17 protein-coding genes are annotated in these 21,403 nt (G+C 64.6%); 5 read left to right on the forward strand and 12 right to left on the reverse strand.

Features of this window, described 5'->3' with window-relative positions; translation table 11 throughout:
- Nucleotides 1-9: 9 nt before the first annotated feature.
- The 5 genes from fdnG to fdhD all read right to left on the reverse strand — a co-directional run bounded on the left by fdnG (nucleotide 10) and on the right by fdhD (nucleotide 6,430).
- Nucleotides 10-3,036, reverse strand: a complete 3,027-nt coding sequence (gene fdnG / locus AB6M95_RS08565; RefSeq protein WP_371386320.1) for a formate dehydrogenase-N subunit alpha — start codon at nucleotides 3,034-3,036, stop codon at nucleotides 10-12.
- A gap of 24 nt (nucleotides 3,037-3,060) precedes the next feature.
- On the reverse strand, nucleotides 3,061-3,291 hold the full coding sequence (locus AB6M95_RS08570) for a hypothetical protein (RefSeq protein ID WP_371386321.1): 231 nt from the start codon (nucleotides 3,289-3,291) through the stop codon (nucleotides 3,061-3,063).
- A gap of 284 nt (nucleotides 3,292-3,575) precedes the next feature.
- Nucleotides 3,576-4,460: a transposase gene (locus tag AB6M95_RS08575; RefSeq protein WP_442604684.1), complete on the reverse strand. Its 885-nt coding sequence runs from the start codon at nucleotides 4,458-4,460 to the stop codon at nucleotides 3,576-3,578.
- A gap of 60 nt (nucleotides 4,461-4,520) precedes the next feature.
- Nucleotides 4,521-5,408 carry a formate dehydrogenase accessory protein FdhE gene (locus AB6M95_RS08580; RefSeq protein ID WP_371386323.1) on the reverse strand — a complete coding sequence of 296 codons (888 nt, stop codon included), beginning with the start codon at nucleotides 5,406-5,408 and terminating at the stop codon, nucleotides 4,521-4,523.
- Nucleotides 5,409-5,644: 236 nt separating this feature from the next.
- Complete coding sequence (fdhD, locus tag AB6M95_RS08585; RefSeq protein WP_371386324.1) at nucleotides 5,645-6,430, reverse strand: formate dehydrogenase accessory sulfurtransferase FdhD; 786 nt, start codon at nucleotides 6,428-6,430, stop codon at nucleotides 5,645-5,647.
- A gap of 294 nt (nucleotides 6,431-6,724) precedes the next feature.
- Here fdhD and AB6M95_RS08590 point away from each other — a divergent pair, with 294 nt between their 5' ends.
- The gene (locus AB6M95_RS08590) at nucleotides 6,725-7,195 is read left to right on the forward strand and encodes an EF-hand domain-containing protein (protein ID WP_371386325.1); all 471 of its coding nucleotides are present in this window, start codon (nucleotides 6,725-6,727) and stop codon (nucleotides 7,193-7,195) included.
- Nucleotides 7,196-7,406: 211 nt separating this feature from the next.
- On the opposite strand, the gene fliD is transcribed toward AB6M95_RS08590, so the two are convergent.
- The 7 genes from fliD to AB6M95_RS08625 all read right to left on the reverse strand — a co-directional run bounded on the left by fliD (nucleotide 7,407) and on the right by AB6M95_RS08625 (nucleotide 16,416).
- Entirely contained in the window at nucleotides 7,407-9,131 is a 1,725-nt protein-coding gene (fliD, locus tag AB6M95_RS08595; RefSeq protein ID WP_371386326.1) for a flagellar filament capping protein FliD, read from the reverse strand.
- Nucleotides 9,132-9,141: 10 nt separating this feature from the next.
- A complete protein-coding gene (locus tag AB6M95_RS08600; RefSeq protein WP_371386327.1) occupies nucleotides 9,142-10,335 on the reverse strand; it encodes a flagellin N-terminal helical domain-containing protein in 1,194 nt (397 codons plus the stop codon).
- A 16-nt stretch (nucleotides 10,336-10,351) separates the two neighbouring features.
- A complete protein-coding gene (gene flgK / locus AB6M95_RS08605; RefSeq protein ID WP_371386328.1) occupies nucleotides 10,352-12,361 on the reverse strand; it encodes a flagellar hook-associated protein FlgK in 2,010 nt (669 codons plus the stop codon).
- A gap of 24 nt (nucleotides 12,362-12,385) precedes the next feature.
- Entirely contained in the window at nucleotides 12,386-13,936 is a 1,551-nt protein-coding gene (locus AB6M95_RS08610) for a flagellar hook protein FlgE (protein ID WP_371386329.1), read from the reverse strand.
- A 29-nt stretch (nucleotides 13,937-13,965) separates the two neighbouring features.
- On the reverse strand, nucleotides 13,966-14,643 hold the full coding sequence (locus AB6M95_RS08615; RefSeq protein WP_371386330.1) for a flagellar hook assembly protein FlgD: 678 nt from the start codon (nucleotides 14,641-14,643) through the stop codon (nucleotides 13,966-13,968).
- Nucleotides 14,640-15,224, reverse strand: coding sequence for an RNA polymerase sigma factor (locus AB6M95_RS08620; protein WP_371386331.1), 585 nt, complete (start codon nucleotides 15,222-15,224; stop codon nucleotides 14,640-14,642). Before AB6M95_RS08620 ends, AB6M95_RS08615 begins: the two co-directional genes overlap by 4 nt.
- Nucleotides 15,225-15,555: 331 nt before the next feature.
- On the reverse strand, nucleotides 15,556-16,416 hold the full coding sequence (locus AB6M95_RS08625) for a flagellin N-terminal helical domain-containing protein (RefSeq protein ID WP_371386332.1): 861 nt from the start codon (nucleotides 16,414-16,416) through the stop codon (nucleotides 15,556-15,558).
- A gap of 258 nt (nucleotides 16,417-16,674) precedes the next feature.
- Between AB6M95_RS08625 and AB6M95_RS08630 the strand changes: the two genes are divergently transcribed.
- Genes AB6M95_RS08630 through AB6M95_RS08645 form a run of 4 tightly spaced genes read left to right on the forward strand, consistent with a single transcriptional unit; the run spans nucleotide 16,675 to nucleotide 21,339 of the window.
- On the forward strand, nucleotides 16,675-17,391 hold the full coding sequence (locus tag AB6M95_RS08630) for a response regulator transcription factor (protein WP_371386333.1): 717 nt from the start codon (nucleotides 16,675-16,677) through the stop codon (nucleotides 17,389-17,391).
- Nucleotides 17,392-19,308 carry a TonB-dependent receptor plug domain-containing protein gene (locus AB6M95_RS08635; protein ID WP_371386334.1) on the forward strand — a complete coding sequence of 639 codons (1,917 nt, stop codon included), beginning with the start codon at nucleotides 17,392-17,394 and terminating at the stop codon, nucleotides 19,306-19,308.
- Nucleotides 19,308-19,847, forward strand: coding sequence for a YfiR family protein (locus tag AB6M95_RS08640; RefSeq protein ID WP_371386335.1), 540 nt, complete (start codon nucleotides 19,308-19,310; stop codon nucleotides 19,845-19,847). The genes AB6M95_RS08635 and AB6M95_RS08640 overlap by 1 nt, the downstream gene beginning before the upstream one ends.
- Nucleotides 19,840-21,339 carry an ATP-binding protein gene (locus tag AB6M95_RS08645; protein WP_371386336.1) on the forward strand — a complete coding sequence of 500 codons (1,500 nt, stop codon included), beginning with the start codon at nucleotides 19,840-19,842 and terminating at the stop codon, nucleotides 21,337-21,339. Before AB6M95_RS08640 ends, AB6M95_RS08645 begins: the two co-directional genes overlap by 8 nt.
- The last annotated feature ends 64 nt before the right edge of the window (nucleotides 21,340-21,403 follow it).

Here is a 21,403-nt window from a genome sequence, read left to right on the forward strand (position 1 = left end):
ATTCCTCCTTTACGCCTTACGGACGTTGACCATGAAGGCCTTGGTTTCGGGGATGCCCGTGTTCGGGTCGCCTACGGACGGGGTCAGGATGTTGGCGGAGTCGCCGCCGTCCTTGGGCCACGTCCAGCCGAAGTGCCAGGGCAGGCCGACCTGATGGACGGTGGTGCCCTGGACGAGGAACGGCTTGAGCCGCTTGGTCACGATGGCCTTGGCCCAGATGGAGCCGCGCAGGGACTCGACGACGACCTTGGAGCCGTTCTCGATGCCGCGGAGCTCGGCCAGTTCCGTGCTCATTTCCACGAAGACCTGCGGCTCGGCCTCGACCAGCCACGGGCAGTTGCGCGTCATGAGGCCGGTCTGCCAGTGCTCGGTGACGCGGTAGGTGGTGCCCACCAGGGGATACCTGGGGTCGCACACGGCCTTTTCCTCGTCGTCGAACTTGAGGGCGGTCGGGTTGTGCAGGACGCTGGAGAAGGGGTGCGTCTTCACCGGGCACTCCAGCGGTTCGTAGTATTCGGGGAACGGACCGTCGGCCCGGCCGGGGCCGAAGAGCTGGCCGAAGCCGTTCTTGCGCATGATGAAGGCGTACTTGGTGCCGGGGGCCCAGCCGCCGTCGGGCACGTCGCCGATCCACTTCTCGCCGTTCCAGGCGATGACCGCCTTCTCCGGGTTGTAGGGCTTGCCCTTGAGGTCGACCGAGGCGCGGTTGTAGAGCACGCGGCGGTTGACCGGCCAACACCAGGAGAAGTTCGGATACAGGCCGATGTTGGCCTGCTCCGGGGTCTGGGCCAGGTCGCGCCGGGCGGCCATGTTGCCCTTCTCGGTGTAGGAGTGGCAGTAGAGCCAGTTGCCCGAGGTGGTCGAGCCGTCGGCCTGCAGGAAGGCGAAGCTGGGAACCTGCTCGCCCTTCTTGTACTGCTTGCCCTTGATCTCGATGTCGCGGGTGAACTGGCCGTTGATCAGCTTGGCCGTCTTGTGGGGGTCGAACACGCCGTCGGTGGCGATGGCGTCCCAGGTCAGGCGGGTGATGGGATCGGAGTAGACCCCGCCCTCCTTCACGTACAGGTGCTGGATCTCCTTCATCAGTTCATAGATGAGGTCGCCGTCCGGCTTCTGGCCGTTGGGCGAGTCCGGGCCCTTGTAGCGCCACTGCATCCAGCGGCCGGAGTTGGTGATCGAACCTTCCTTCTCGATGGACACGGCGCAGGGCAGGAAGAAGACCTCGGTCTTGATCTTGGACGGGTCCATTTCCGGTCCTTCCCAGAACCAGCCGGTTTCGTTGGGGAAGATGTTGACGTTCACCAGCCAGTCCAGCTTGGTCAGGGCCTGCCTGGTCTTGTTGGAGTTGGCGCCCGAACAGGCCGGGTTCATGCCCCAGGACAACAGTCCCTTGAACTGCCCGTCGTCCATTTTGTCGAACAGGCTCAGCCAGGAGTATTCCCTGGCCGAAAGCGAGTCGAGCCTGGGCAGGAACTGGTAGGCGTCCTCCGGGGTGTCGTTCTGCCACATGGACTTGAGCAGCGAGGCGGAGTACTTCGGGAAGTTGCCCCACCAGTTGGCCGATTTCGGATCATGGGAGACCGGGGTGTGGGCCTTGTTGTACGCTTCCAGGTCGGGCTGGGAGCCCAGGGGGGTCCCCAGGTAGCCGGGCAGGATGTGGAACAGCAGGCAGTGGTCCGTGGACCCCTGGACGTTGGATTCGCCGCGCAGGGCGTTGACGCCGCCGCCGGCCACGCCGATGTTGCCCAGCAGGAGCTGGATCATGGCCATGCAGCGGATGTTCTGCACGCCGACGGAGTGCTGAGTCCAGCCCATGGCGTACATGATGGTGCCCGCCTTGTCTTTCTTGCCGGTGGCCGCGTACGTCTCGTACAGCTTGACCAGGGCTTCCTTGGGCATGCCCGAGATGGAGGAGACCTTGTCCATGTCGTAGCGCGCGTAGTGCTTCTTGAGCAGCTGGTACACGCAGCGGGGGTCGGCCAGGGTCGGGTCCTTTTTGGGATTGCCTTCGGCATCCATGGCAAAGGCCCAGGTGGACTTGTCGTAGGCCCGGGTGGCCTCGTTGTAGCCGGAGAACATGCCGTCATCGAAGGAGAACTTGTCGCCGACGATGAAGGAGGCGTTGGTGTAGTTGACCACGTAGTCCTTGAAGATCAGGTCATGATCCAGGATGTACTTGATCATGCCGCCCAGGACGGCGATATCCGCGCCGGAGCGGATGCCCGCGTAGAAGTCGGCCTTGGCCGAGGTCCTGGTGAAACGGGGGTCTACGTGAATCAGGGTGGCGCCGTTTTCCTGCGCCTTGGTCACCCACTTGAAGGAAATGGGATGGTTTTCGGCAGCGTTGCTGCCCATGATGAGAACACAATTGGAATTCTGGATGTCAATCCAGTGGTTGGTCATCGCACCGCGTCCGAACGACTCTGCCAGAGCCGCAACAGTTGCGCTGTGTCAGATACGCGCCTGATGTTCTATGTACACCAGGCCGAGGCTGCGGAGCATGGTCTGGTAAGCCCAGCACTCCTCGTTGTCGAGAGCGGCAGAGCCCAGGGAGGCGATGCCGTCGCAGCGGTTGACCACCTGGCCCTTGGCGTTCTTCTCGGTCCAGGTCTTGTCGCGGGTTTCCTTGATCCGTTTGGCGATGGTTTCCAGCGCCCAGGACAGGGAGACCTTCTTGAATCCCTTGGAGTAGGGCGCCCGGTACAGGACGGAGTCCGGACGGCGGTCGTTGTCGCCCAGCTGCCAGATGGAGGCGCCCTTGGCGCACAGGGCGCCTTCGTTGATCGGATGGTCCGGGTCGCCCTCGACGTTGACGGCCTTCATGTCCTTGAGGGACGTGTTCACGACCAGGCCACAGCCCACTGCGCAATAGCAGCATACGGACGTGGTCTGCTTGCTCCATTTCGGGTCCAGGGCGGCGGCGAAGTTCGGCAGTGTCGCCGTCTTGGCCTTGCAGCCGAACCCCAGCCCGCCGAACGCCGTGGCCGTGGCCGCGACAGCGGAGAGCTTGAGGAAGTCTCTACGGTTGGTGTGCATCATACCTCCTGTGTTGAATGCGGGTCAGCGCCCGCGGATCTCGCGGCTCAGCGCCACGAGCAGCTTGTAGCCGCCGGACTGTACGGCGGGGGCGCAACCGGCCGGGATGGCGACGGGCTCGCCGATGTGGCGATGGACCGCCGGGGTCATCTCCCGGGCCGCTTGACGGACCTCGGCCGCAGCGAATCCCAGCCCGTCGAAGGGCATGGGCACCGCGGCGGCGGCAGCCGGCAAATGTTGGTTGTTCATGCGCATGCGCGTACCTCTCCCATTACTACTGTTATCCCCCTTATGATGAATCCGGGGCGAGCGGGCAAAGGGAGGGGTCTTGCGGCCCTTTTCACACAGGGAAAAACGTGTTTTTTTTAGCAGGATGGCGCTATTGCTGGGCTCACTTTATGTCAGTTTTGACATAAAGTGATTTCCGCCTCACGGTTTGACACCGGGAAAATCCGTCCGAAACAGGGTGCGGCGGACGGGGGAAAGCCTGGATCCGGATTGCCGGACCGGGTCTCTCCCCGACTCGCCGGCGCATGGAGCTAGTCCGTATTCGGCACCAATGCGCAGAGATAGGCGGCCAGGATTTCGGCCAGGGGCTTTTCGCGGTTGTTGAAGCGGAACTCCAGCTCCTTCATGTACAGGGGGAAGCGCTGGCAGGAGATGCCCCGGAACTTCTTGATGCGCGACTGGGCGTACTCCCAGAACTCGTCGTGCACCGCGTCGATGTGCGGGGGCTCGTCGTAGCGGCGGATGACCTCGTAGGGCAGGGAGTCGTTGCCGCAGAACATGAGCGCGTCGTACTCCTTGTAGCGGTCCGTGTAGACCAGGTTGCCCGAGCGGATGAGCTTGAGGTGGAAGTTCATGTGGAAGTGGAACAGGGTCTCGGCCTGGAAGCCGGGCACCAGGTCGATGAAGACCAGGTCGTCGCGGCGCAGGACGCCGTAGACCGGGATGGTGTCCATGCGCATCTCGCGCGGCCCGCCGGTCAGCCGGTTGCCCTTGAGGTAGGAGTCCAGGCCGGTGGCCGGACTGATCAGCTGCCGGGCGTCCAGGGCGTTGGCCAGGATGGCGAAGCGGATGGCGGTCAGGGCCTTGTAGACCGTGTTGTAGGACAGCCCCAGCTCCTCCTTCATCTGGTGGACCGAGCGCTCCTCCACGAACAGGACGATGAGCCGGAGCCACTCGTCGGGATTGAGCGCGCCGTTGTTGATCCACCGACCCGAGAAGGGCTGGAAGGTGTACTTGCAGGCAGCGCAGCGCAACCGCTCGCCGGACAGGGTGTAGACCTTGCGGTGGCCGCAGCGCGGACAGAAGGGGTCGCCCGTGGGCCAGGCCAGCTCCAGGAGATAGTCCCTGGCCCTGTCCTGGTCGTGGAGCAGCGCCTCGAAGGCGGCGCCGTTGTCCGGCGGCGCGACGACCGGCATGATGTACGGATTCTTCGGCATGACGTCCCGTTGCGTTTCGGGCATGGCCCCCTCCCGCTGTTAGAACCCCCAGGCGGACAGGGTGGCCCGCCGGTATCCCTGGTTCGCGGCCACGTAGTCCAGGGCCAGGGAATCCAGGTCGTCCAGGACCGGGAGCGCCACGCGGTCCAGGTTCCGGAAGTCTATGGTCTTCACGTAGCTTTTGCAGCTCTCGCAGACGTCCACCCGGAAGCCGGGCTCCTCGTCCACGGTGAAAAAGGTCAGCTTCTTCTGGTCGTCCTCGCCGCAGACCGGACAACTGATGCGCTTGATCCGGTAGTGGTGGCGGCAGAACGAGCAGGTGGCGTGCCGGAACCCCTCCTTCTGTTCCAGGGAGGAGATGAGCGGCATGGACCCGCAGACCGGGCAGGTGCCCACGGGCATGACCTTTACGTCCGGCAGCTTTTCGGCCAGCATCCCGGCCGCGGCCTCAATGGACGGCCCCATGGCCGCCAGGGCCAGGAAGGGCAGGGTCCGGGGCGCGTCGGGCATGCGCTCGGCCCAGGTGGCGAAGAAGGTCGTGTCGTCGTCCAGGATGTGCCGGAACAGCTCGGCCAGGGTCAGGTCGCCCTTGTCCAGGGCCTCGGCCACGATCTTCGCGCCGTCGCCCAGGGGGCCTTCGGACTTGGACACGATGGCGACCAGCTTGCCGAGCAGGGTTTCGGCCTGGGCCGAGTCAAAGGGGAAATCCTCGCGGTTGATGAGGGACACGCCCTGGAGCACGGCCTCGGGCGGGGTGAGCTCGCCGTCCGGCGGCAGGGTCACCTCGGCCTCGGGCAGGGCGGCCAGTTGCAGGTGCGTCACTTCATCGAGCAGGTCGATGAGGTCGGCGGAGATGTAGGACTTCTTTCTGAGCTGCGCCAGCTTGCGGTCGAGCCTGCTTGTCTCAAGGGCCATGTTGCGTTCCATGTGGTTCTCCAGAGTGTTTTCCAATCTTGAAAAACAGTATCAAGGGGGAACGCTATCTTGCCAAAGGTTTTACACTTGCTCAAGGTTTGGCACAGAAATTGATAATGGCTTGAAATATATGTAATTTATTTGGTCAATTATGCTTGAATGGACATATAATCGATAGAATGGCTCAATAAAACGGGTTGGTTACAAAGATGGAAAAAATCATGCTTCCGCCCTTGGAGAGCCCGGAATCAGAAGCCGATGATCCGTCCGTTGTCGTTGTAGACCCAGAAACTGTCGTCGCGGATGTTGCCGATGAGGGTGATGCCGATCTTGCGCGCCAGCTCCACGGAGAAGCTGGTGGCCACGGCCGTGGAGGCCAGCACCGGGATGCCGATGCGCGCCACCTTGAGCAGGATCTCCGAGGCGATGCGCCCGGTGGAGACGATCATCTTGTCGTCCACGGCCACGTCGTCCAGGAAGCACTGGCCGCAGATCATGTCGATGGCGTTGTGCCGTCCGATGTCCTCGCGGAACAGGAGCATCTCCCCGGGCGTGCACAGGGAGGAGTTGTGGCAGCCGCGTGTGCTCTTGTACAGGGTCGAGCGCTCGTGCAGCTCCCTTGCCAGGGCCAGGATCTGGTCCGGGGTGACGCGCACGTCGCCGCCGACCTTGCGCTTGGAGATGGTCGTCACGTTGCGCCCGAAGTTGGTGCCCTTGCCGCAGCCCGAGGTGATGGAGCGCTCCATGATCCGGTCTTTCCACGGATCGTGGCAGGTCTCCACCTCGGCCACCAGCCGGTCGCCCTCGTCGCGCACGGTCAGGTCCGTGATCTGGGCCGGGCTGGAGACGAAGGCGTCGGACTTGAGAAAGCCCACGGCCAGGTACTCCGGGTACTTCGCGGTGCACAGCAGGGTGACCACCTCGCGCCCGTTGAGCATGATGGTCAGCGGCACCTCCCGGATGGAGTCGATCCGCTTGCGGGTGAAACCCCGCTTGTATTCATGGACGTCGTATTCGTATGATTCCGAACTCATTTCCGCCTCCGTGCCGCTGCGCGGCGTCCCTTCCTGACCCCCTACCTACCGCCTGGCGCGGCGACCGGGCAAGCGCGCCCATTTACCCCTGACTCTCACACCCGGCCGCGTTCCGGCCGCGCCGGACAACCTTAATAAATCTTGATGGGCGGCCGGGTATCCCCGGAGGGGGCCGGTTCGATACAGTCTATGAACTGTCCGCTTCCGCCCGTCCGCCCGCCCACGGGAAGGGGAGACTGTCGTTTGGCAGTTGCCGGGCGGCGGGACGAAGCGGAACAACCCAGGAGATGCCTTATGGATATTCAATCCGTGAGTTCCATGAGCGGTATGATGGGAATGCAGGGCGGCATGATGCAGCCTCCGGAGAAACCGGATGCCGAGCAGATGTCCACCGACTTCCTTGACGCCATGGATTCGGACGGCGACGGCCAACTCAGCCAGGCGGAGTTCTCCACGGGCGATGGCGAGACCATCGACACCGAGGCGTTCGACGCCCTGGACACCAATGAGGACGGGTTCGTCTCCCAGGAGGAACTTGAGGCGGGCGACCAGTCCAAGATGGCCGCCTCGGCGTCCCGGCTCCAGTCCGGGGGCATGTTCTCCGGCATCGAGCAGGCCGGCGACAGCGAGCAGTTCCAGCAGTTGCTGGACATGATGGGTTCTTCCTCGACGGACCAGGCGTCCGGCGCGGAGACCTACGGGCGGATGCAGGCGGGGGGCTACGACATGAGTTCGTACGCTTCGACCCTGAGCCTGAGCGCGTAGCCGGTTCCGGCAGACCTTCATGAGGGGCCGACACCCCCGGCCGCCCCTCGGGGCGGCCGTTTTTCTTTATCGCAAGGAGGCTTGAGCGATGCTTTTCCCGGCTCCCATTCCCCTGGATCGGCTCAAGCGGGTGCTGCGCGCCATGCGCGCCGACCCCGGCCTGACCCCCGCCGCCCTGGAACGCGGGCGGGTGTCCGGAAACGGGCCCCGGCTACAGGGCCTCGATCAGCGAGGTCAGGGTGGAGCTCTGCGCGTCGTAGGTGGCGAGCAGGGCGTCGAGGGCGGCGTACTTCCGCTCCAGTGACGTCTCCATGGCGTCGAGCCGCTTCTCTTCATTATATATCTGGTTGTCCAGGCTGGTGACGCTCTCCTCGTAGTGGTTGATGAGGATGGTCAGGGAGCCGGTTTCCGCATTGGTCACCGCGTCCAGCGAATCGGACAGCTCGCCGATCTTTCCCTGCTTGACCCGGGCCGTGCCCTCGTAGTCGCCGTCGTCGGCCGAGCCCACGGAGAGGTACAACCCCCTGGCGTCGCCCGAGGTGGCGAGGATGGTCCAGCCGTCCACCGTGGCCTCCTCCCCGTCGATGTACGCCGAGACCAGTGCGCCGCCGGACACGGTGTACTCCACGCTGTGCTCCCCGGCCCCGGTGACCCCGTCGATGACCGAGATGACCTGGAAGTCCTGGCTGTCCGACTCGCCCTCGGCCCGGGCCGCGAACAGGGAGGCCACGGCCTCGGCGTCCGTGTCCAGGGCGTCTTCCAGTTCGTCCTCGTCCAGGAGCAGCTGGCCGTAGGTGTCCGAGTCCTCGTCCGTGTCCGTGTGGAAGCCGATCTGGGACAGGGCGTTGTAATAGTCGCCGCCGGTCTCCTCGTCGTAGCGCGTGAAGCCCAGGGCTGAAGAGGACAGGATGGACTTGATGTTGTTGTAGACGATGTCAAGGGCGTAGCTGTCCACGGTGTAGGTCTCCTCGTCGGAGTCCTCGTCGTCCGTGGTCGAGGTCCGTCCGGTCAGGATCTGGATGTCCTCGATGATGGCGTTGAGCGATTCCTGGAATTCCACGATCTTGTCGTACATGTCGTCGGTGTCGTACTCCACCGAGACCTGGAGGGTGTCGCCGTCCGTGGTGTCCTTGAGGCTGAAGGTCAGGCCGCTGATCACGTCGTCTATGGAGTTGGAGTCGCGCTCGATCCAGTCGTCGTCGCCGGGCGGGAAGCCGTCGACCTTGATCTGGGAGTTCTGCCCGGTCTGGGTGTTGGCGAACCCGTCCACGGTCATGCCGGTCAGGGAGCCCGTGCCGGTGATGGTCAGGGTGTTGTCGGCGCCCGCGTCGCAGCTCTTGAGCACCAGGTAGGAGGAGTCGCCGTCGTCCATGATGGAGGCCTCGAACTTGTCGCGGGCGTCCACCGAGCCGTTGATGGCCGAGACCAGCCCCTCCAGGGTGGTTCCGGCGGACACGTCGACGGTGATCTCCTCGCCGCCGAATTCCACGGTCAGGGAGGTGGCCTCGGTGGCCACGACCGATTCCTCGGAGTCGTAGGCGGTGCCGGTGTTGACCCAGACGTCGTTCAGGGCCAGCTGGTTGACGATGATGGTGTGGATGCCCGGCTCGGCTTCGCCGTCGGCGTCCACCTCCACCTGGTCGTCGCTGACCTCGGCGACCATGGAGTAGAACTCGTCGGGCTCGTCCATGTCGTCGAGGACGTCGTTGAAGTCGTCGATGGCGTCGGACAGCTGCTCCATGAGGTCGATGCAGTATTCGTACTCGTCCTTCTGATCCTCGTACGACTCCAGCTGGTAGCTCTCGGAGTCGATGATCGCGTCGATGATCTCGGAGAAGTCCGTGCCGTTGCCGAGCCCCGAGAAGGATACGCCGCCCGAGGTGGTCAGCGGTTCGTAGGCCTCGACGGTGCTGGAAAGGGAAGAGACGTAACCCATGGCTTGCCTCCTAGATATAGTCGAGCAGGGACATGCTCATGACGCTGGCCGACGTGGACAGGACCGCCTGGTACACGTAGTTGGCTTGCTCCAGCTCGGTCACGAGCTGGGTGGCGTCGGCGTCCTCGATGGAGCTGATGGAGTTGGAGGTCAGCTCCTTGACCAGGGACAGGGAGGTCTGGGTGTAGGTGATCTTGTTCTCCCTGGCGCCCACGTTCGCGGCCCCGGTCTCCACGGTCTCATGGCAGTCGCCCAGGTCCTCGAGGCACTGGGCCACCGCGTCGGAGTCGCCGTTCTCCATGTAGACGATGCAGTTGGACAGGGTCTCGAACAGGTTGGGGGAATCAAAGGGCTGGCCCGTGGACTCGTCCACGCCGCCGAAGATGTCGCTGCCCACGGTGGTCATGTCCTCGGACGTGCTCTCGGACACAGATACGGACATGGCCTTGGAGCTGCCGGTGTAGACGCACGCCTCGCGCAGGTAGAACTGCGAGCCGTTCCCGTCGTCGTCGGCCGCGGTGATGGCCGTGCCCGTGGCCAGCTCCACCTGGGCGTCGCCCAGGTCCAGGACCGTGTCGCCGGCGGCCAGGGTGCCCGTGGTCCAGGTCTCGCCGCCGTCCGTGGAGTATTCGTAGTCCAGGGCGTCGGTGCCCACCGTTCCGTCCGAGGTGAAGCGTACGGCCATGGTGGCGTCCACCTCGCCGGTCATGCCCACGAAGTCCGCGTTGGTCAGGGATTCGTTGGCCAGGGTCACGCCCAGGCCCATTTCGTAGGCGTTGTCCCCGGTGTCGTCCCCGGCGAAGATGGAGTCCGAGCCCATCTGGGTGTTGGCGATGGAATAGAGGGCGTCCAGATAGCCCTCCATCTCCAGGGCCATCATCCGCAGCTCCTCGTCGGTGTAGGTCTCGGTGGAGGCCTGCTCGGCCAGTTCCAGGGCGGCGGTGATGGTCTCGCTGGCCGTGGACAGGACCTGGTCGGCGGTGTCCAGATAGTCCAGGGCCACGCCGCAGTTGTCGATGTAGCCCGTCAGGGACTGCTTGTAGCCGCTGAGCTCGACCATCTTGCCCATGCCCGCCGGGTCGTCCGACGGGCTGTTCACCTTCTTCTGGCTGGCGTTCATGATCGTCAGTTCGGTGACGTTGTTGAGGGACGAATTTATCTGGTTCAGAGACAGCGAGAAAATCTGTGCCGTGCTGATGCGCATATGGGCCTCCTGTTGGTCAAATCATGTCGAGAACGGTTTCCATCATGTCCCGGGTCACGCCGATGATCTGGGCAGCGGCCTCGTAGGCCTGCTGGTACTTGGTCAATGCGATGAGTTCCTCGTCCACGTTGACCTCGGTGGTCGACGCCTGCTGCTCGTAGAGGTAGTCGACCGAGGTCTGGGCATAGGTCTGCCGGAGCTCGGCGGCGGAGGCGGCCGAGCCCACCGAGGCCACCAGGGCGGCCAGGGCCGAGGTCAGGCTGGATTCGGTCCCGCCCACGGTCACGGTCTCGTCGCCCAGCCCGGCCAGGATGGTGGCCACGTCGTTGGAGCCTGTGGCCACGAGGCCGTCGTCGCCCACCGCGCCGGTGTTGATGTGCGAGGTGTCCGTGGCCACGTATTCGTCTATGCCGATGGTCCCGGCGTCCGTGCCGGTGAAGTAGGTGTTCATGCCGAGCGCGGCCATGACGCCCGAGGTGTCGCCCGCGATCTCGAACTCCATGTCAGTGCCCGCCGCCAGGACCAGCTGTCCGTCCGTGATCGTGGCCGTCAGCTCCGTGCCGAAGGCCGCGTTGATGTCGGCGGCCAGGTCGTCCAGGGAGTCGGTGTCCGGATCGATGGACAGGATGGAGGTGGTCGAAACGTTGCCGTCCGCGTCGTAGGTGATCAGGGTCAGTTCGCCCGACGCGATGTTGTCCTCGTAGACGAGGCCGCTGTCGCCGAGGGCGGCCGTTGCGTCGTCCGCCTCGTAGCCGGCCGTGAGCGACGTGTGGTGCGTCAGCCCCGCGCCCTGGGAATGGGCCAGGTTGACCTCCCAGATGATGGACTCGGCCAGGTCGTCGAGGGCGTCGATGGTGTCGTAGACCGTGTCGTCGCGGGTGGTGAACAGCCCGGCCAGGCTGCCGCTCTGCGTGCGCCCGGACACGTTGTCGCCGCTGCCGTCGGTCAGGGGGGTGATGTTCTTCAGCTCCCCGCTGCCGGACTCCCAGTACAGGCCCGACTTGGCCATGACCGTGTAGCGGTCGCCCTCGGCGTGGTCCGTGGCGCCGTTCTCGAACCACAGGGTGATGCCCTCGATCTCCACCGAGCCGTCCTCGTCGTCGGCGGTGTAGAGCATGGTGTTGCCGCTGTCGTCGGCCAGCCAGGTGTTGCCTCCATCCGTGGAAACCTTGAACTGGGCCGTGCCGTCCGCGCCCGAGGAGACGAATTCGATGAGCAGTTCCTCGCCGGACTCGCCCGAGTAGTTCAGGGTCCCGTCGTAGTCCGAGGCCCGCACCAGGGATTCGGTCACCCCGGTTTCCGTGAAGACCAGGTTGTGGGTGTCGGTTCCGTCCACGAGCGTATATCCCTCCTCGGTCATGATGGTGACCGTGTTGTCGGACTGGTAGAGGACGTCCACGCCGATGAGGGCGTCCAGTTCCCGGATCAGCTGGTCGCGGTCGGACACGGCCTGGTTGTCGTCCGGGTTGGCCGCGATGGCCGCGTTGGCCGCGGCCAGGTCGCTGATGATCTGGTTGGCCTCGTCAACCTGGTCCTCGATGTCGGCGTTGATGGTGTCGACCATGGTGTCCAGGGTGGAGGAGGTGGAGTTGAGCGCGTAGACCAGGGCCTCGGTCTGGCCGAGCAGGTCCTCGCGGGCGGACAGGGAGTCCGGGTCCGTGACCAGTTCGTTCCAGGCGTCGAAGAACTCCTCCATGATGTCGGACAGGCCGCCTTCGGATTGGTTCAGCAGGGAATCGAGCTGGTTCAGGTAGTTCAGCGCGCTGGTCTGGGTGGCCAGGTCGGCCACGGCGTCCAGGTACTGGGTCTCCACGAACTTGTCCCACTCGGACTGGATGGCCGTGACGTCCGCGCCCGTGCCAACGGTCAGGCCCAGGCTGGTGATGGAGCTCGAGCTCTCGTAGACCACCGAGGTGCGCTGGTAGCCGGTGGTGTCCGCGTTGGCGATGTTGTTGGACGCGTTGTTGACCGAAACCTGCGCGTTTTGCAGCGCGGTCTTCCCTATGTTGTAGAGATTGTTGATCATCACGTCCTCCGATCAGGTTGCGGTCTAGCGCTTCAGGCCGATGGCCGTGGACAGCAGGGTGTCCGCCGTGGTGATGATCTTCGAGTTGGCCTGGTAGGCCGCCTGGATGATGATCAGGTTGGTCAGCTCGGTGGCCGTGTCCACGTTGGACTGCTCCAGCGAGTTGGAGGCGATGGTCCCGAACCCGGCCGAGCCCGGCGTGCCGATCAGGGCCTGGCCGGAGTCCGTGGTGGCGGAGTAGAGGTTGCCGCCCTCGGAGTAGAGCCCCTGGGTGTTGGTGAAGTCGGCCAGGGCGAAGGTGTAGAGCTCCTGGCTCTGCCCGTTGGTGTAGCTGCCCTCGATGACGCCGTTCTCGCTGATGGAGATGTCGGTCAGCTCACCGGGCGCGTAGCCGTCCTGGCTCAAGGTGTAGGTGGCCGAACTGGACGTGGTGCTGGTGGTGGCCCGGGTGGACAGGACCCCGGTGTTGAACGCGGGCAGCTGGTCCGGGGTGGTCGTCGCGGTGAAGTCGTCCAGGGAGTCGATCCCGCCCGAGGTGTTCCAGCCCGTGCCCGTGGCGAAGTCCGAGTTGGAGATGCCGAAATCCAACGATATCTCCTGGTTCTCGGCCGCGCCGGTGAAGTTGACCTCGAACACGGGCAGCCCGTTGTCGTCGAATTCGGCCAGGACCCAGTTCTCCGCGGCCAGAGGGTCGGTGGTGTCGGTCGGGGTATCGGACAGGGTGAAGGCGGTCATGGACTGCAGGTCGCCCGAGGACGAGAAGGTCAGGGTGCCGGTGACGAGCATGCCCGCGCCGCTGGTGTCGGCCATGTCCGTGCCCGCGAAGTCGCGCATGTCCTCGTCCGCGTCGCAGCAGACCGTGTATTCCCAGACGATGGAACCGTCGTCGGTAGTCACCGGGTCGTAGTACACGGTCAGGTCGTGGGCCGCGCCGTTCTCGTCGTAGACCGAGATGGTCGTCTGGTAGGCGTAGCGCGAGTCGTCCAGGGCCGGGTCCGAGGTGCCGTCGTAGATCTCGAACAGGGAGGCGTAGGGGGTGGTGGAGGAGGCGGTGTTGTCCGTCTCGGTGGAGTCCAGGTTGACCTGGATGGCCACCTCGCCCGTGGCCTGGGGCGGGGACTGGGAGTTGTCCAGCTGGATGTCCACCAGCCCGCCGGTGATGGAGCCGTCCACGGTCTCCCAGCCCTGGACGCGGTTGCCGTGCGAGTCCACCAGGTAGCCGTTGGTGTCGAAGGTGAAGCCGCCGTCGCGGGTGTAGTAGGTGGTGTCCGTGTCCGGGTCGACCACGATGTAGAAGCCGTCGCCGTTGATGGCCACGTTCGTGACCGTGTTGGTGGACTCGTAGGCCCCCTGCGAGAAGTCCGTGGTCAGCGACGAGGTGGTCACGCCGTTGCCGACCTGACCGATGGTCCCCCCGGCGTAGACCTTGGAGTAGAAGACGTCCTCGAAGGCTATGGACACGGACTTGTAGCCCGTGGTCGTCGAGTTGGCGAGGTTGTTGCTGACCACGGAGGTCGCCTGGCTCTGGGCCTGCAGCCCGGAGATGCCGGTGTACATGGATCCGCTGATGCTCATGATGTCGCTCCTTGAAGGGTTCGGTCGGGTTACTGGGTGGCGTAGGTCACGTCGGCCAAGTTCACGGTCCGGCCGTCGGACAGGGTCAGGATCACGCCGTCGTCGGTGTTGCTCACGCCGGTCACGGTGCCGGTGGTCGTGGTGTTGCAGTCCACGTTGTCGCCGTTGGAATCGGTGGCCTTGGCCAGGATGTAGTAGTAGCCGTCGTCCGCCTCGTCGCCGTCGTAGTCGGTGCCGTCCCAGGTGAAGGACACGGTGCCGGCGTCGATGTCGGAGAAGGTCTGGGTGTCCACGATGGACCCGTTGGAGTCGTAGATGTTCAGGGTCACCTCGGCGGCGTCTTCGGCCAGGGTCAGGTACAGGGTGGAGATGTCTTCCCCGTCCTTGCGGATGGTGTAGCCGTCGGCCTCCACGTTCTTGCCGATGTAGTCCAGGCCGTAGGAGGCGCTCAGCGAGGAGATGCTGTCGGTCAGGGTGTCCATCTTCTCGTTCATCTCGGTCAGCTGTTCGAGCTGGGAGTACTGGGTCATCTGGTCGACCATCTGAGAGTTGTCCACGGGCTCGGTGGGGTCCTGGTATTGGAGCTCGGTGCACAGCAGGCTGATGAAGTCGTCCGAGGTCAGGGACGCGGAGCTCGACGAGGTCGTGGTCGCGGAGGTCGTCGAGGCGAGCAGGGACTCGTAGTAGCTGGTGGTGTCGATACTCATGAGACCTTCCTCCTTTGGGTTTGTTCGGCTTCGGGGTTGTCGGGCGCGGGGGCGGCGGCCCCGTAGTGGCTGCGCAGCCGGTCCAGGGCCTGGAACTTGATGCTGCGCACCGTAGGCGGGGTGATGCCGAGCCGCTGGGCGATCTCGCAGGCGATCAGCCCTTCCTTGTAGAAGAGGGTGATGACCTCGGCCTGCCGGTCGGTCAGCACGCCCGCGGGCAGGCTGAACATGGCGGCCTCGAGGCCCCCCTCGGAACTGCGCGGGGGGGCGTCCGTGAGTACGGACTCCATCCAGCGCAGCTTCTTTCTGTAGTAATCGATGGCGGTGGTGCGGCAGATGATGTTGAGCCAGGTGATGAAGGAGCTCTTCTCGTCGTTGTAGCGCGAGATGTAATCGTTCTTGAAGATTTTCAGCGCTATTTCCTGGTATATATCATCTATCTCGGAAGTCTGGAGGTTGATGTTTCTGGATTTTACGAAGTTTATGATGAGCTTGTATATGAGCCTCGAATGTTCATTGAACAAACTCTCATAGGATATCTCGTCATATCGCTTTTGAATTTCCATTACTGTGCTGCTCATTTTGAACCTCCTGCATCACTGTTGAGCAATGCAGGTGCCGACCAACGTCAAGAAAGCGTAAAGTCGGATTGATTTTGATTTGTCTTGTGTTGGCGGGAAATAAAGATTTTCCGCCGGGCAACGGCTTTTGCCTGAGAAACTGAAGAAAATTTGAGGTGGATCGGCTGAAAAAAAGACGTGGGGCGGCCCGGTTCGGGCACGCGGCGGGGGAGGGGATTATTTTTCCTTCTCATGACGGAAAAGTGCAACCGCCCAAGGATTTCGGGCGATAGAACCAATGGAGCCCGGTTCCGAATCTTAGGAACCGGGCTCCGGTTGGAGAAGGTGCGGACTAGCCGCCGATGAGCGACAGGGCCATCTGCGGGAGCGAGTTGGCCTGCGAGAGCATCGCCACGGCAGACTGGGTTATGATCTGCTCCTTGGTGTACTCGGTCATTTCGGTGGCCACATCCACGTCGGAGATGCGGGACTCGGAAGCCTGCAGGTTCTCGGCCTGGATCTCCAGGTTGGAGATGGTCGCGGTAAGCCTGTTCTGCATGGCGCCGAGGTTGGCCCGGACGTTGTCCTTGGACTCGATGGCCGCGTCCAGGGCTTCGAGGGCGCTCTGAGCCGCCGCCTGGGTGGAAACCACCGCGCCGGCCTTGTCCGTTCCGGCGGCCAGGCCCACGCCCAGTGAAGAGGCGGTGCAGCTGTTGATGGTCACGTCGTACTTGTCCTCGGCCGCGTCGTTGCCCGTTCCGAAGTGGATGGTCACGCCGTCGGCGGAGAGGTTGCCGTTGAGCAGGTAGATGCCGTTGAAGTCCGTGGCGTTGGCGATACGAGTGATCTCCGAGGCCATGGCCTGGTACTCGGAGTCGATAATCAGCCGCTGGGCGTCCGTGTAGGTGCCGGTGGCGGCCTGCTCGGCCAATTCCTTCATGCGGATGAGCTTTTCATCGATGACGGACAGCGCGCCGTCGGCGGTCTCGATCATCGAGATGCCGTCGTTGGCGTTGCGGATGCCCTGGTTGAGGGTGGAGATGTCCGAGCGCATCAGTTCGCGCACGGCCAGCCCGGCGGCGTCGTCGGCCGACGAGTTGACGCGCAGGCCCGAGGACAGCCGTTCCGTGGACGTGCCCAGCTTGGTGTAGGCGCTGTTCAGGTTCCGGGCTGCGGCATTTGCCATAAGGTTGTTGTTGACTACGAGAGACATGATTCCTCCTTGAATGGTTATGCTTCCATGCATTTTCTCCGTCCCGATGATCGGAGAACCAAATCTGCCCCATGTATACGGATGCAACATGGCGTGGCGTTCATGGAGGAAAAAAGTTCCGGGCGAAGGTTCCACCGGTCCATTATGGATTTCTGAACATTGCAATGATGTTTCTTGATGTTCTTAACATTTATTAACTCTGATTTTATGTCATAATTTTTTCTGAATCTTTATGATGCATTCAAAAGGAGTGTGCGGATGAAAGATCTGTTGCTGATCGACGACGACCCTGAACTGGCGGAGATGCTGAAGTCCTATCTCGGCGGCGAGGGGCTCGGCCTCGATGCGGCCGTTTCCGGAAGCGCCGGTTTGGAGATGGCCCGGGCGGGTGATTACGAACTGGTCATCCTGGACGTGATGCTCCCGGATACCAGCGGGTTCAACGTGCTGACCAAGCTGCGCGCCGTGTCCGGCGTGCCGGTCATCATGCTCACCGGCCGGGGCGAGGAGATCGACCGCGTGGTCGGCCTGGAGATGGGCGCGGACGACTACGTGTCCAAGCCGTTCCAGCTCCGCGAGCTGCTGGCCCGCATCCGCGCCGTGCTGCGCCGGTACGGCAACGGCCCAGAGGGCGAGGACGAGGCGGGGGCCGCGGCGGTCAAGGCCAAGCCGGGCATAGAGATCGGCGAGGTCCACCTCAACCGCAACGCCCGGAACATGACCGTGGGCGGCTCGCCCGTGCACCTGACCTCCACCGAGTTCGACATCCTGGAGATGCTCGCCCTGAACATGGGCAGCGTGGTGGAGCGCGTCAACCTCATGGAAAAGGCGCTCGGCCGCAGTGAGGATTTCGACGACTACGTGCTCAACGTGCACATGAGCAACCTGCGCAAGAAGCTGGACCGGCACGTCAGCATCAAGACCATCCGGGGACGCGGCTACCTTCTGGCCGTCCCCCAGGAAGAGGCCGTGTAGATGGGGTTCGACCGGTGGCGGCCGGTTTTCCTGTGCATAGCGTTCCTGCTTCTTCTTTCTCCGGCCGCGAAGGCCGATGACGACCTGTCCGACCTCGGCCTCGAGGAGCTCATGCAGGTGGAGTTGGCCAGCGCCACCCGGCGGTCCGAGCCCCTGTCCCGGATCCCGGCCGCGGTCACGGTCCTGACCGAGGAGGACATCTTCCGCTCCGGGGCGGCCAACGTGCCCGAAGCGTTGCAGCTCGTGCCCGGCGTGCACGTGGCCCAGATGAACACCGACCGCTGGGCCGTGGGCATCCGGGGCTTCAACGGGCTTCTGAGCAACAAGCACCTGGTCCTGGTGGACGGCAGGCCGGTGACCTCGCCGGTCATGACCGGGGTGCAGTGGGACAACATCGTGCCCATCAGCATGGTCAAGCGCATCGAGGTGGTGCGCGGCACCCGCACCAGCCTGTGGGGCGCGGAGTCCTTCACCGGGGTCATCAACATCATCACCAAGAACGCCTACGAGCTGAAGGGCGGGCAGTCGGTGACCACGGCGGGCACGCGGGGCGCGTCCCAGACCGTGCGCCAGGGCTGGGAGACCGGCGACAATGCGGCCGTGGCGGTCTACGGCACGGGCGGGTACCTCAACGGCGACTGGCTGACCAGCAGTCGCGCGGAGCACGACGGCCACGAGTGGTCCAAGGTCCAGGGCGGCCTGCGCGCGGACTGGGAGAACGCCTTCACCGACGCCCTGTCCGTGCAGGCCGACGTGGTCCGCTCCAACACCGAGGAGGAGATGCCGGGCGGCCCGGGCGGCCCAGGCGGCCCTCCGGAGAACCGGTCCAGGAGCGACATCAACGGCTACACCCAGTTCGTCTGGGACCGGGCCACCGGCCTGGACTCCAACCTGCGCTTCCGGACCTCCTTCACCCGGGACTCGGCCCAACTCGCCGATCTGGACGGCGGGGTGAACACCCTGGACGCGGAGCTGACCTCGGCCATGGAGCGGATGGGCCGCCACTACCTGACCTGGGGGTTGGGCACGCAATACATCTGGGACGACGTGCACGGCGACGGCCTGGGCAAGTCCAACCAGGGGCACATCTACAGCTGGACCGGCAGCAGCTTCATCCGCGACCGGATCACCCTGCTGCCCGACAGCCTCTATTTCATCGCGGGCCTGAAGGCGGACATGCTCGGCGACGGGGACGTGGAGCTCCAGCCCACGCTCCGCCTGCTGCACACCAGGGACGACGCCGAGTACTGGCTGGCGGTCTCGCGCGGGGTGCGGGCCAACACCCGGTACCAGCGCAGCGGCAGCTACCGGATCCACTTCGGGGGCACGGACTACCAGGTTCTGGCGCCAAGCAATCTCCAGACCGAAAAGCTCATCTCCTACGAGGCCGGGTACCGCCAGGCTCTGACCCCGGATACCAGGTTCGACCTCTCCCTGTACGTCAACGACTACTCCGAGCTGCTCATGCTCGAGCTGGACGAGTCCACGCACACGGCCAGGGTAACCAACTCCCTCAAGGGCACGGCCTACGGCATGGAGGCCATGCTCGAATGGACCGCCACCGACTGGCTGACCCTGAAGCCGTCGGCCAGCCTCATCTACCAGAATATCTACGGCCTGGAATCCGGGCCGGTGGGCGACTCCATGCCCGAGGAGGGTTTCGAAAGCGAGATGAAACTCCAGATCCTGACCAGGCCGCTCAAGGACGTCGGGCTGGACCTCTTCCTCGGCTACATCGACAGCCCGGACCAGCTCCACCTGCCCGCCTATTTCAGCGTGGACGCGCACGCCTCCTGGCGAGCCTCGGACACCCTCCTGCTCGAGCTCATCGGCCGCAACCTGGGCGGCTCACACAGACAGTTCTCCGACCTCAAGGTGGGGCCGAGCCTGGATTGCAGGATAACCTGGGATTTCTGATGGGTGCGTTGCGGCCAATCCTCCTCGCCGTCCTCTTCTGGGCGCTCCTGGGGCCGGTCGGCCCGGCCCTGGCTGGGGATCGCCTGACCGCCACCCCGGACCAGCTGCGCGCCCTGTACGTGCAGCGGCTGGTCAGGTACGTGGCCTGGCCGGACGGCGCGGGCCCGGCCCCGGGCGAGCCCTTCGTGGTCGCGGCCACGGACCCGGCCCCGCTGCGCCCCTATTTCCCGGCCGCCGGCCAGGGCGACGGCCCCCGTTTCCGCCTGGTCCAGTGGCCCGCCGAGTGCGACGTGCTCGTCCTGGCCGGGGCGTCCCGACGCGAGACGGCGGCCATCCTCAAGCGGGTGGCGGGCAAACCCGTGCTGACCATCACCCAGGACCCGGACGCCCCGGCCCTTGGCGCGGTCATCAATTTCTACATGCAGGGCGGCAGGCTCAAGCTCGAAGTCAGCCCCGAAGCGGCCAGGCGCTCCGGTCTGATCGTCAGCTCCCGGCTGTTGCAGCTGGCCCGCATATACGAGGGGGCGCCCGGTGAGTGACGCCAAGATGACCCCGCTGGGCCGGAAGATCGCGGCGGCCATTCTCGGGACCACCCTGTTGGCCCTGGCCCTGAGCTTCCTGCTCAACGCCCTCCCCATGATCCACGCCTACCGTCAGGAGGGCGTGGACAAGGCCCGGAGCCTGGCCGAGCTGATGGCCGCGTCCCTGGCCGCGCCCGTTGATTTCGACGACCCCGAGGCCGCCGCCGAGAACCTGCGGACCCTGTCCCTCAACCCCGTCGTGCTCGGCGCGGCGGTCTACCTCGGAGATGGCACGGCCTTCGCCGCCTACGGCGCGCCGCCGCCCTTTGCCGCCCTGGCCGGGCCGGGCGTATCCACGGCCCTGTCCTCCCTGACCGTCGCGGCCGCCGTGCCGTCCGGTAACAAGGGGTGCATGGTGGCCCTGACCGTCTCCCTGGCCGGGCAGTGGGATTTCCTCGAGTCCTACCTGATCAGCGGGGCGGTCATCCTGCTCGGCGTGTTCGTCATCAGCCTCAAGCTGGCGGGCAGGGTCCGTCGCAGGCTGGGCGACCCCCTGCGCGAACTGACCGAGGTGGTCGGCGACATCTCCGGCAGCCGCGACTACTCCCGCCGGGTGGAGTACCGGAGCAACGACGAACTGGGCGTGCTCGTGGCCGAGTTCAACGCCATGCTCGGGCGCATCGAGGACCGGGACGCGCGCCTGAACCGCCACCGCGAGATGCTCGAACAGCGGGTCGAGGAACGCACCCTGCAGCTCAAGGTCAAGCAGCTCGAACTGCTCAAGAACAACCGCCAGCTCTACAGCGAAATCCAGCGCCGCGCCCAGGCCGAGATGATCCGCGAGGAGGTCGAGCGCATCAACCGCCACGACCTCAAGTCCGGGCTGAGCCTGGTTATCGGCTACCCGGAGCTGCTCCTCCAGCAGGGCGACCTGTCGGCCGAACAGATCAAGCTCATCAAGCGCATCCGGGCCGCCGGCTACCGCATGCTCGACATGATCCGCAACCACCTGGACATGTTCAAGATGGAGAAGGGCGTCTACGCCCTCAACCGGCTGCCCATCGACCTGGTACAGACGCTCTGCGACCTCGAGGAGGAGCTCGCCCCTCAGTTGACGAGCGGGGGCGTGCGCCTGGCCATCCGCCTGGACGACCGGGACGTGGTCGGCGACGAGACCTTCACCGTGTCCGGCGAGGGGCCGCTTTTGCGGACCATGTGCCGCAACCTCGTCCAGAACGCCATCGAGGCCTCGCGGGCGGGCGACGAAGTGGCCGTCATCCTGGCCCACGACCACGCCGGGCGGCCCTGTCTGACCGTGACCAACCCCACGCCCGTGCCGGCGGAGATCCGCGAGCGGTTCTTCGAGAAGTACGTCACCCACGGCAAGGAGAACGGCACCGGGCTGGGCACCTACTTCGCCGCCCTCATCGCCAGAACCCACGGCGCGGACATCACCATGAACACCGGCGACGAGACCGGCACCACCCTGCGCATCACCTTCCGCCGGTGATTTGCCGGCCGGGTCTCCGGCGCGGTTCCCGACGCCCCTTTATAAAAACGGGCCGCAAGGCCTC

Origin of the sequence: Pseudodesulfovibrio karagichevae, from assembly GCF_041414475.1 — a bacterium.
GTDB lineage: Bacteria > Desulfobacterota > Desulfovibrionia > Desulfovibrionales > Desulfovibrionaceae > Pseudodesulfovibrio > Pseudodesulfovibrio karagichevae.

Excerpts from the sequence above, each read along its gene's own strand:
- AB6M95_RS08570 (WP_371386321.1), bottom strand. The coding sequence starts at position 3,291 with ATGCGCATGAACAACCAACATTTGCCGGCTGCCGCCGCCGCGGTGCCC.
- AB6M95_RS08575 (WP_442604684.1), bottom strand. The coding sequence starts at position 4,460 with ATGCCGGTCGTCGCGCCGCCGGACAACGGCGCCGCCTTCGAGGCGCTG.
- AB6M95_RS08580 (WP_371386323.1), bottom strand. The coding sequence starts at position 5,408 with ATGGAACGCAACATGGCCCTTGAGACAAGCAGGCTCGACCGCAAGCTG.
- fdhD (WP_371386324.1), bottom strand. The coding sequence starts at position 6,430 with ATGAGTTCGGAATCATACGAATACGACGTCCATGAATACAAGCGGGGT.
- AB6M95_RS08590 (WP_371386325.1), top strand. The coding sequence starts at position 6,725 with ATGGATATTCAATCCGTGAGTTCCATGAGCGGTATGATGGGAATGCAG.
- fliD (WP_371386326.1), bottom strand. The coding sequence starts at position 9,131 with ATGGGTTACGTCTCTTCCCTTTCCAGCACCGTCGAGGCCTACGAACCG.
- AB6M95_RS08600 (WP_371386327.1), bottom strand. The coding sequence starts at position 10,335 with ATGCGCATCAGCACGGCACAGATTTTCTCGCTGTCTCTGAACCAGATA.
- flgK (WP_371386328.1), bottom strand. The coding sequence starts at position 12,361 with ATGATCAACAATCTCTACAACATAGGGAAGACCGCGCTGCAAAACGCG.
- AB6M95_RS08610 (WP_371386329.1), bottom strand. The coding sequence starts at position 13,936 with ATGAGCATCAGCGGATCCATGTACACCGGCATCTCCGGGCTGCAGGCC.
- AB6M95_RS08615 (WP_371386330.1), bottom strand. The coding sequence starts at position 14,643 with ATGAGTATCGACACCACCAGCTACTACGAGTCCCTGCTCGCCTCGACG.
- AB6M95_RS08620 (WP_371386331.1), bottom strand. The coding sequence starts at position 15,224 with ATGAGCAGCACAGTAATGGAAATTCAAAAGCGATATGACGAGATATCC.
- AB6M95_RS08625 (WP_371386332.1), bottom strand. The coding sequence starts at position 16,416 with ATGTCTCTCGTAGTCAACAACAACCTTATGGCAAATGCCGCAGCCCGG.
- AB6M95_RS08630 (WP_371386333.1), top strand. The coding sequence starts at position 16,675 with ATGAAAGATCTGTTGCTGATCGACGACGACCCTGAACTGGCGGAGATG.
- AB6M95_RS08635 (WP_371386334.1), top strand. The coding sequence starts at position 17,392 with ATGGGGTTCGACCGGTGGCGGCCGGTTTTCCTGTGCATAGCGTTCCTG.
- AB6M95_RS08640 (WP_371386335.1), top strand. The coding sequence starts at position 19,308 with ATGGGTGCGTTGCGGCCAATCCTCCTCGCCGTCCTCTTCTGGGCGCTC.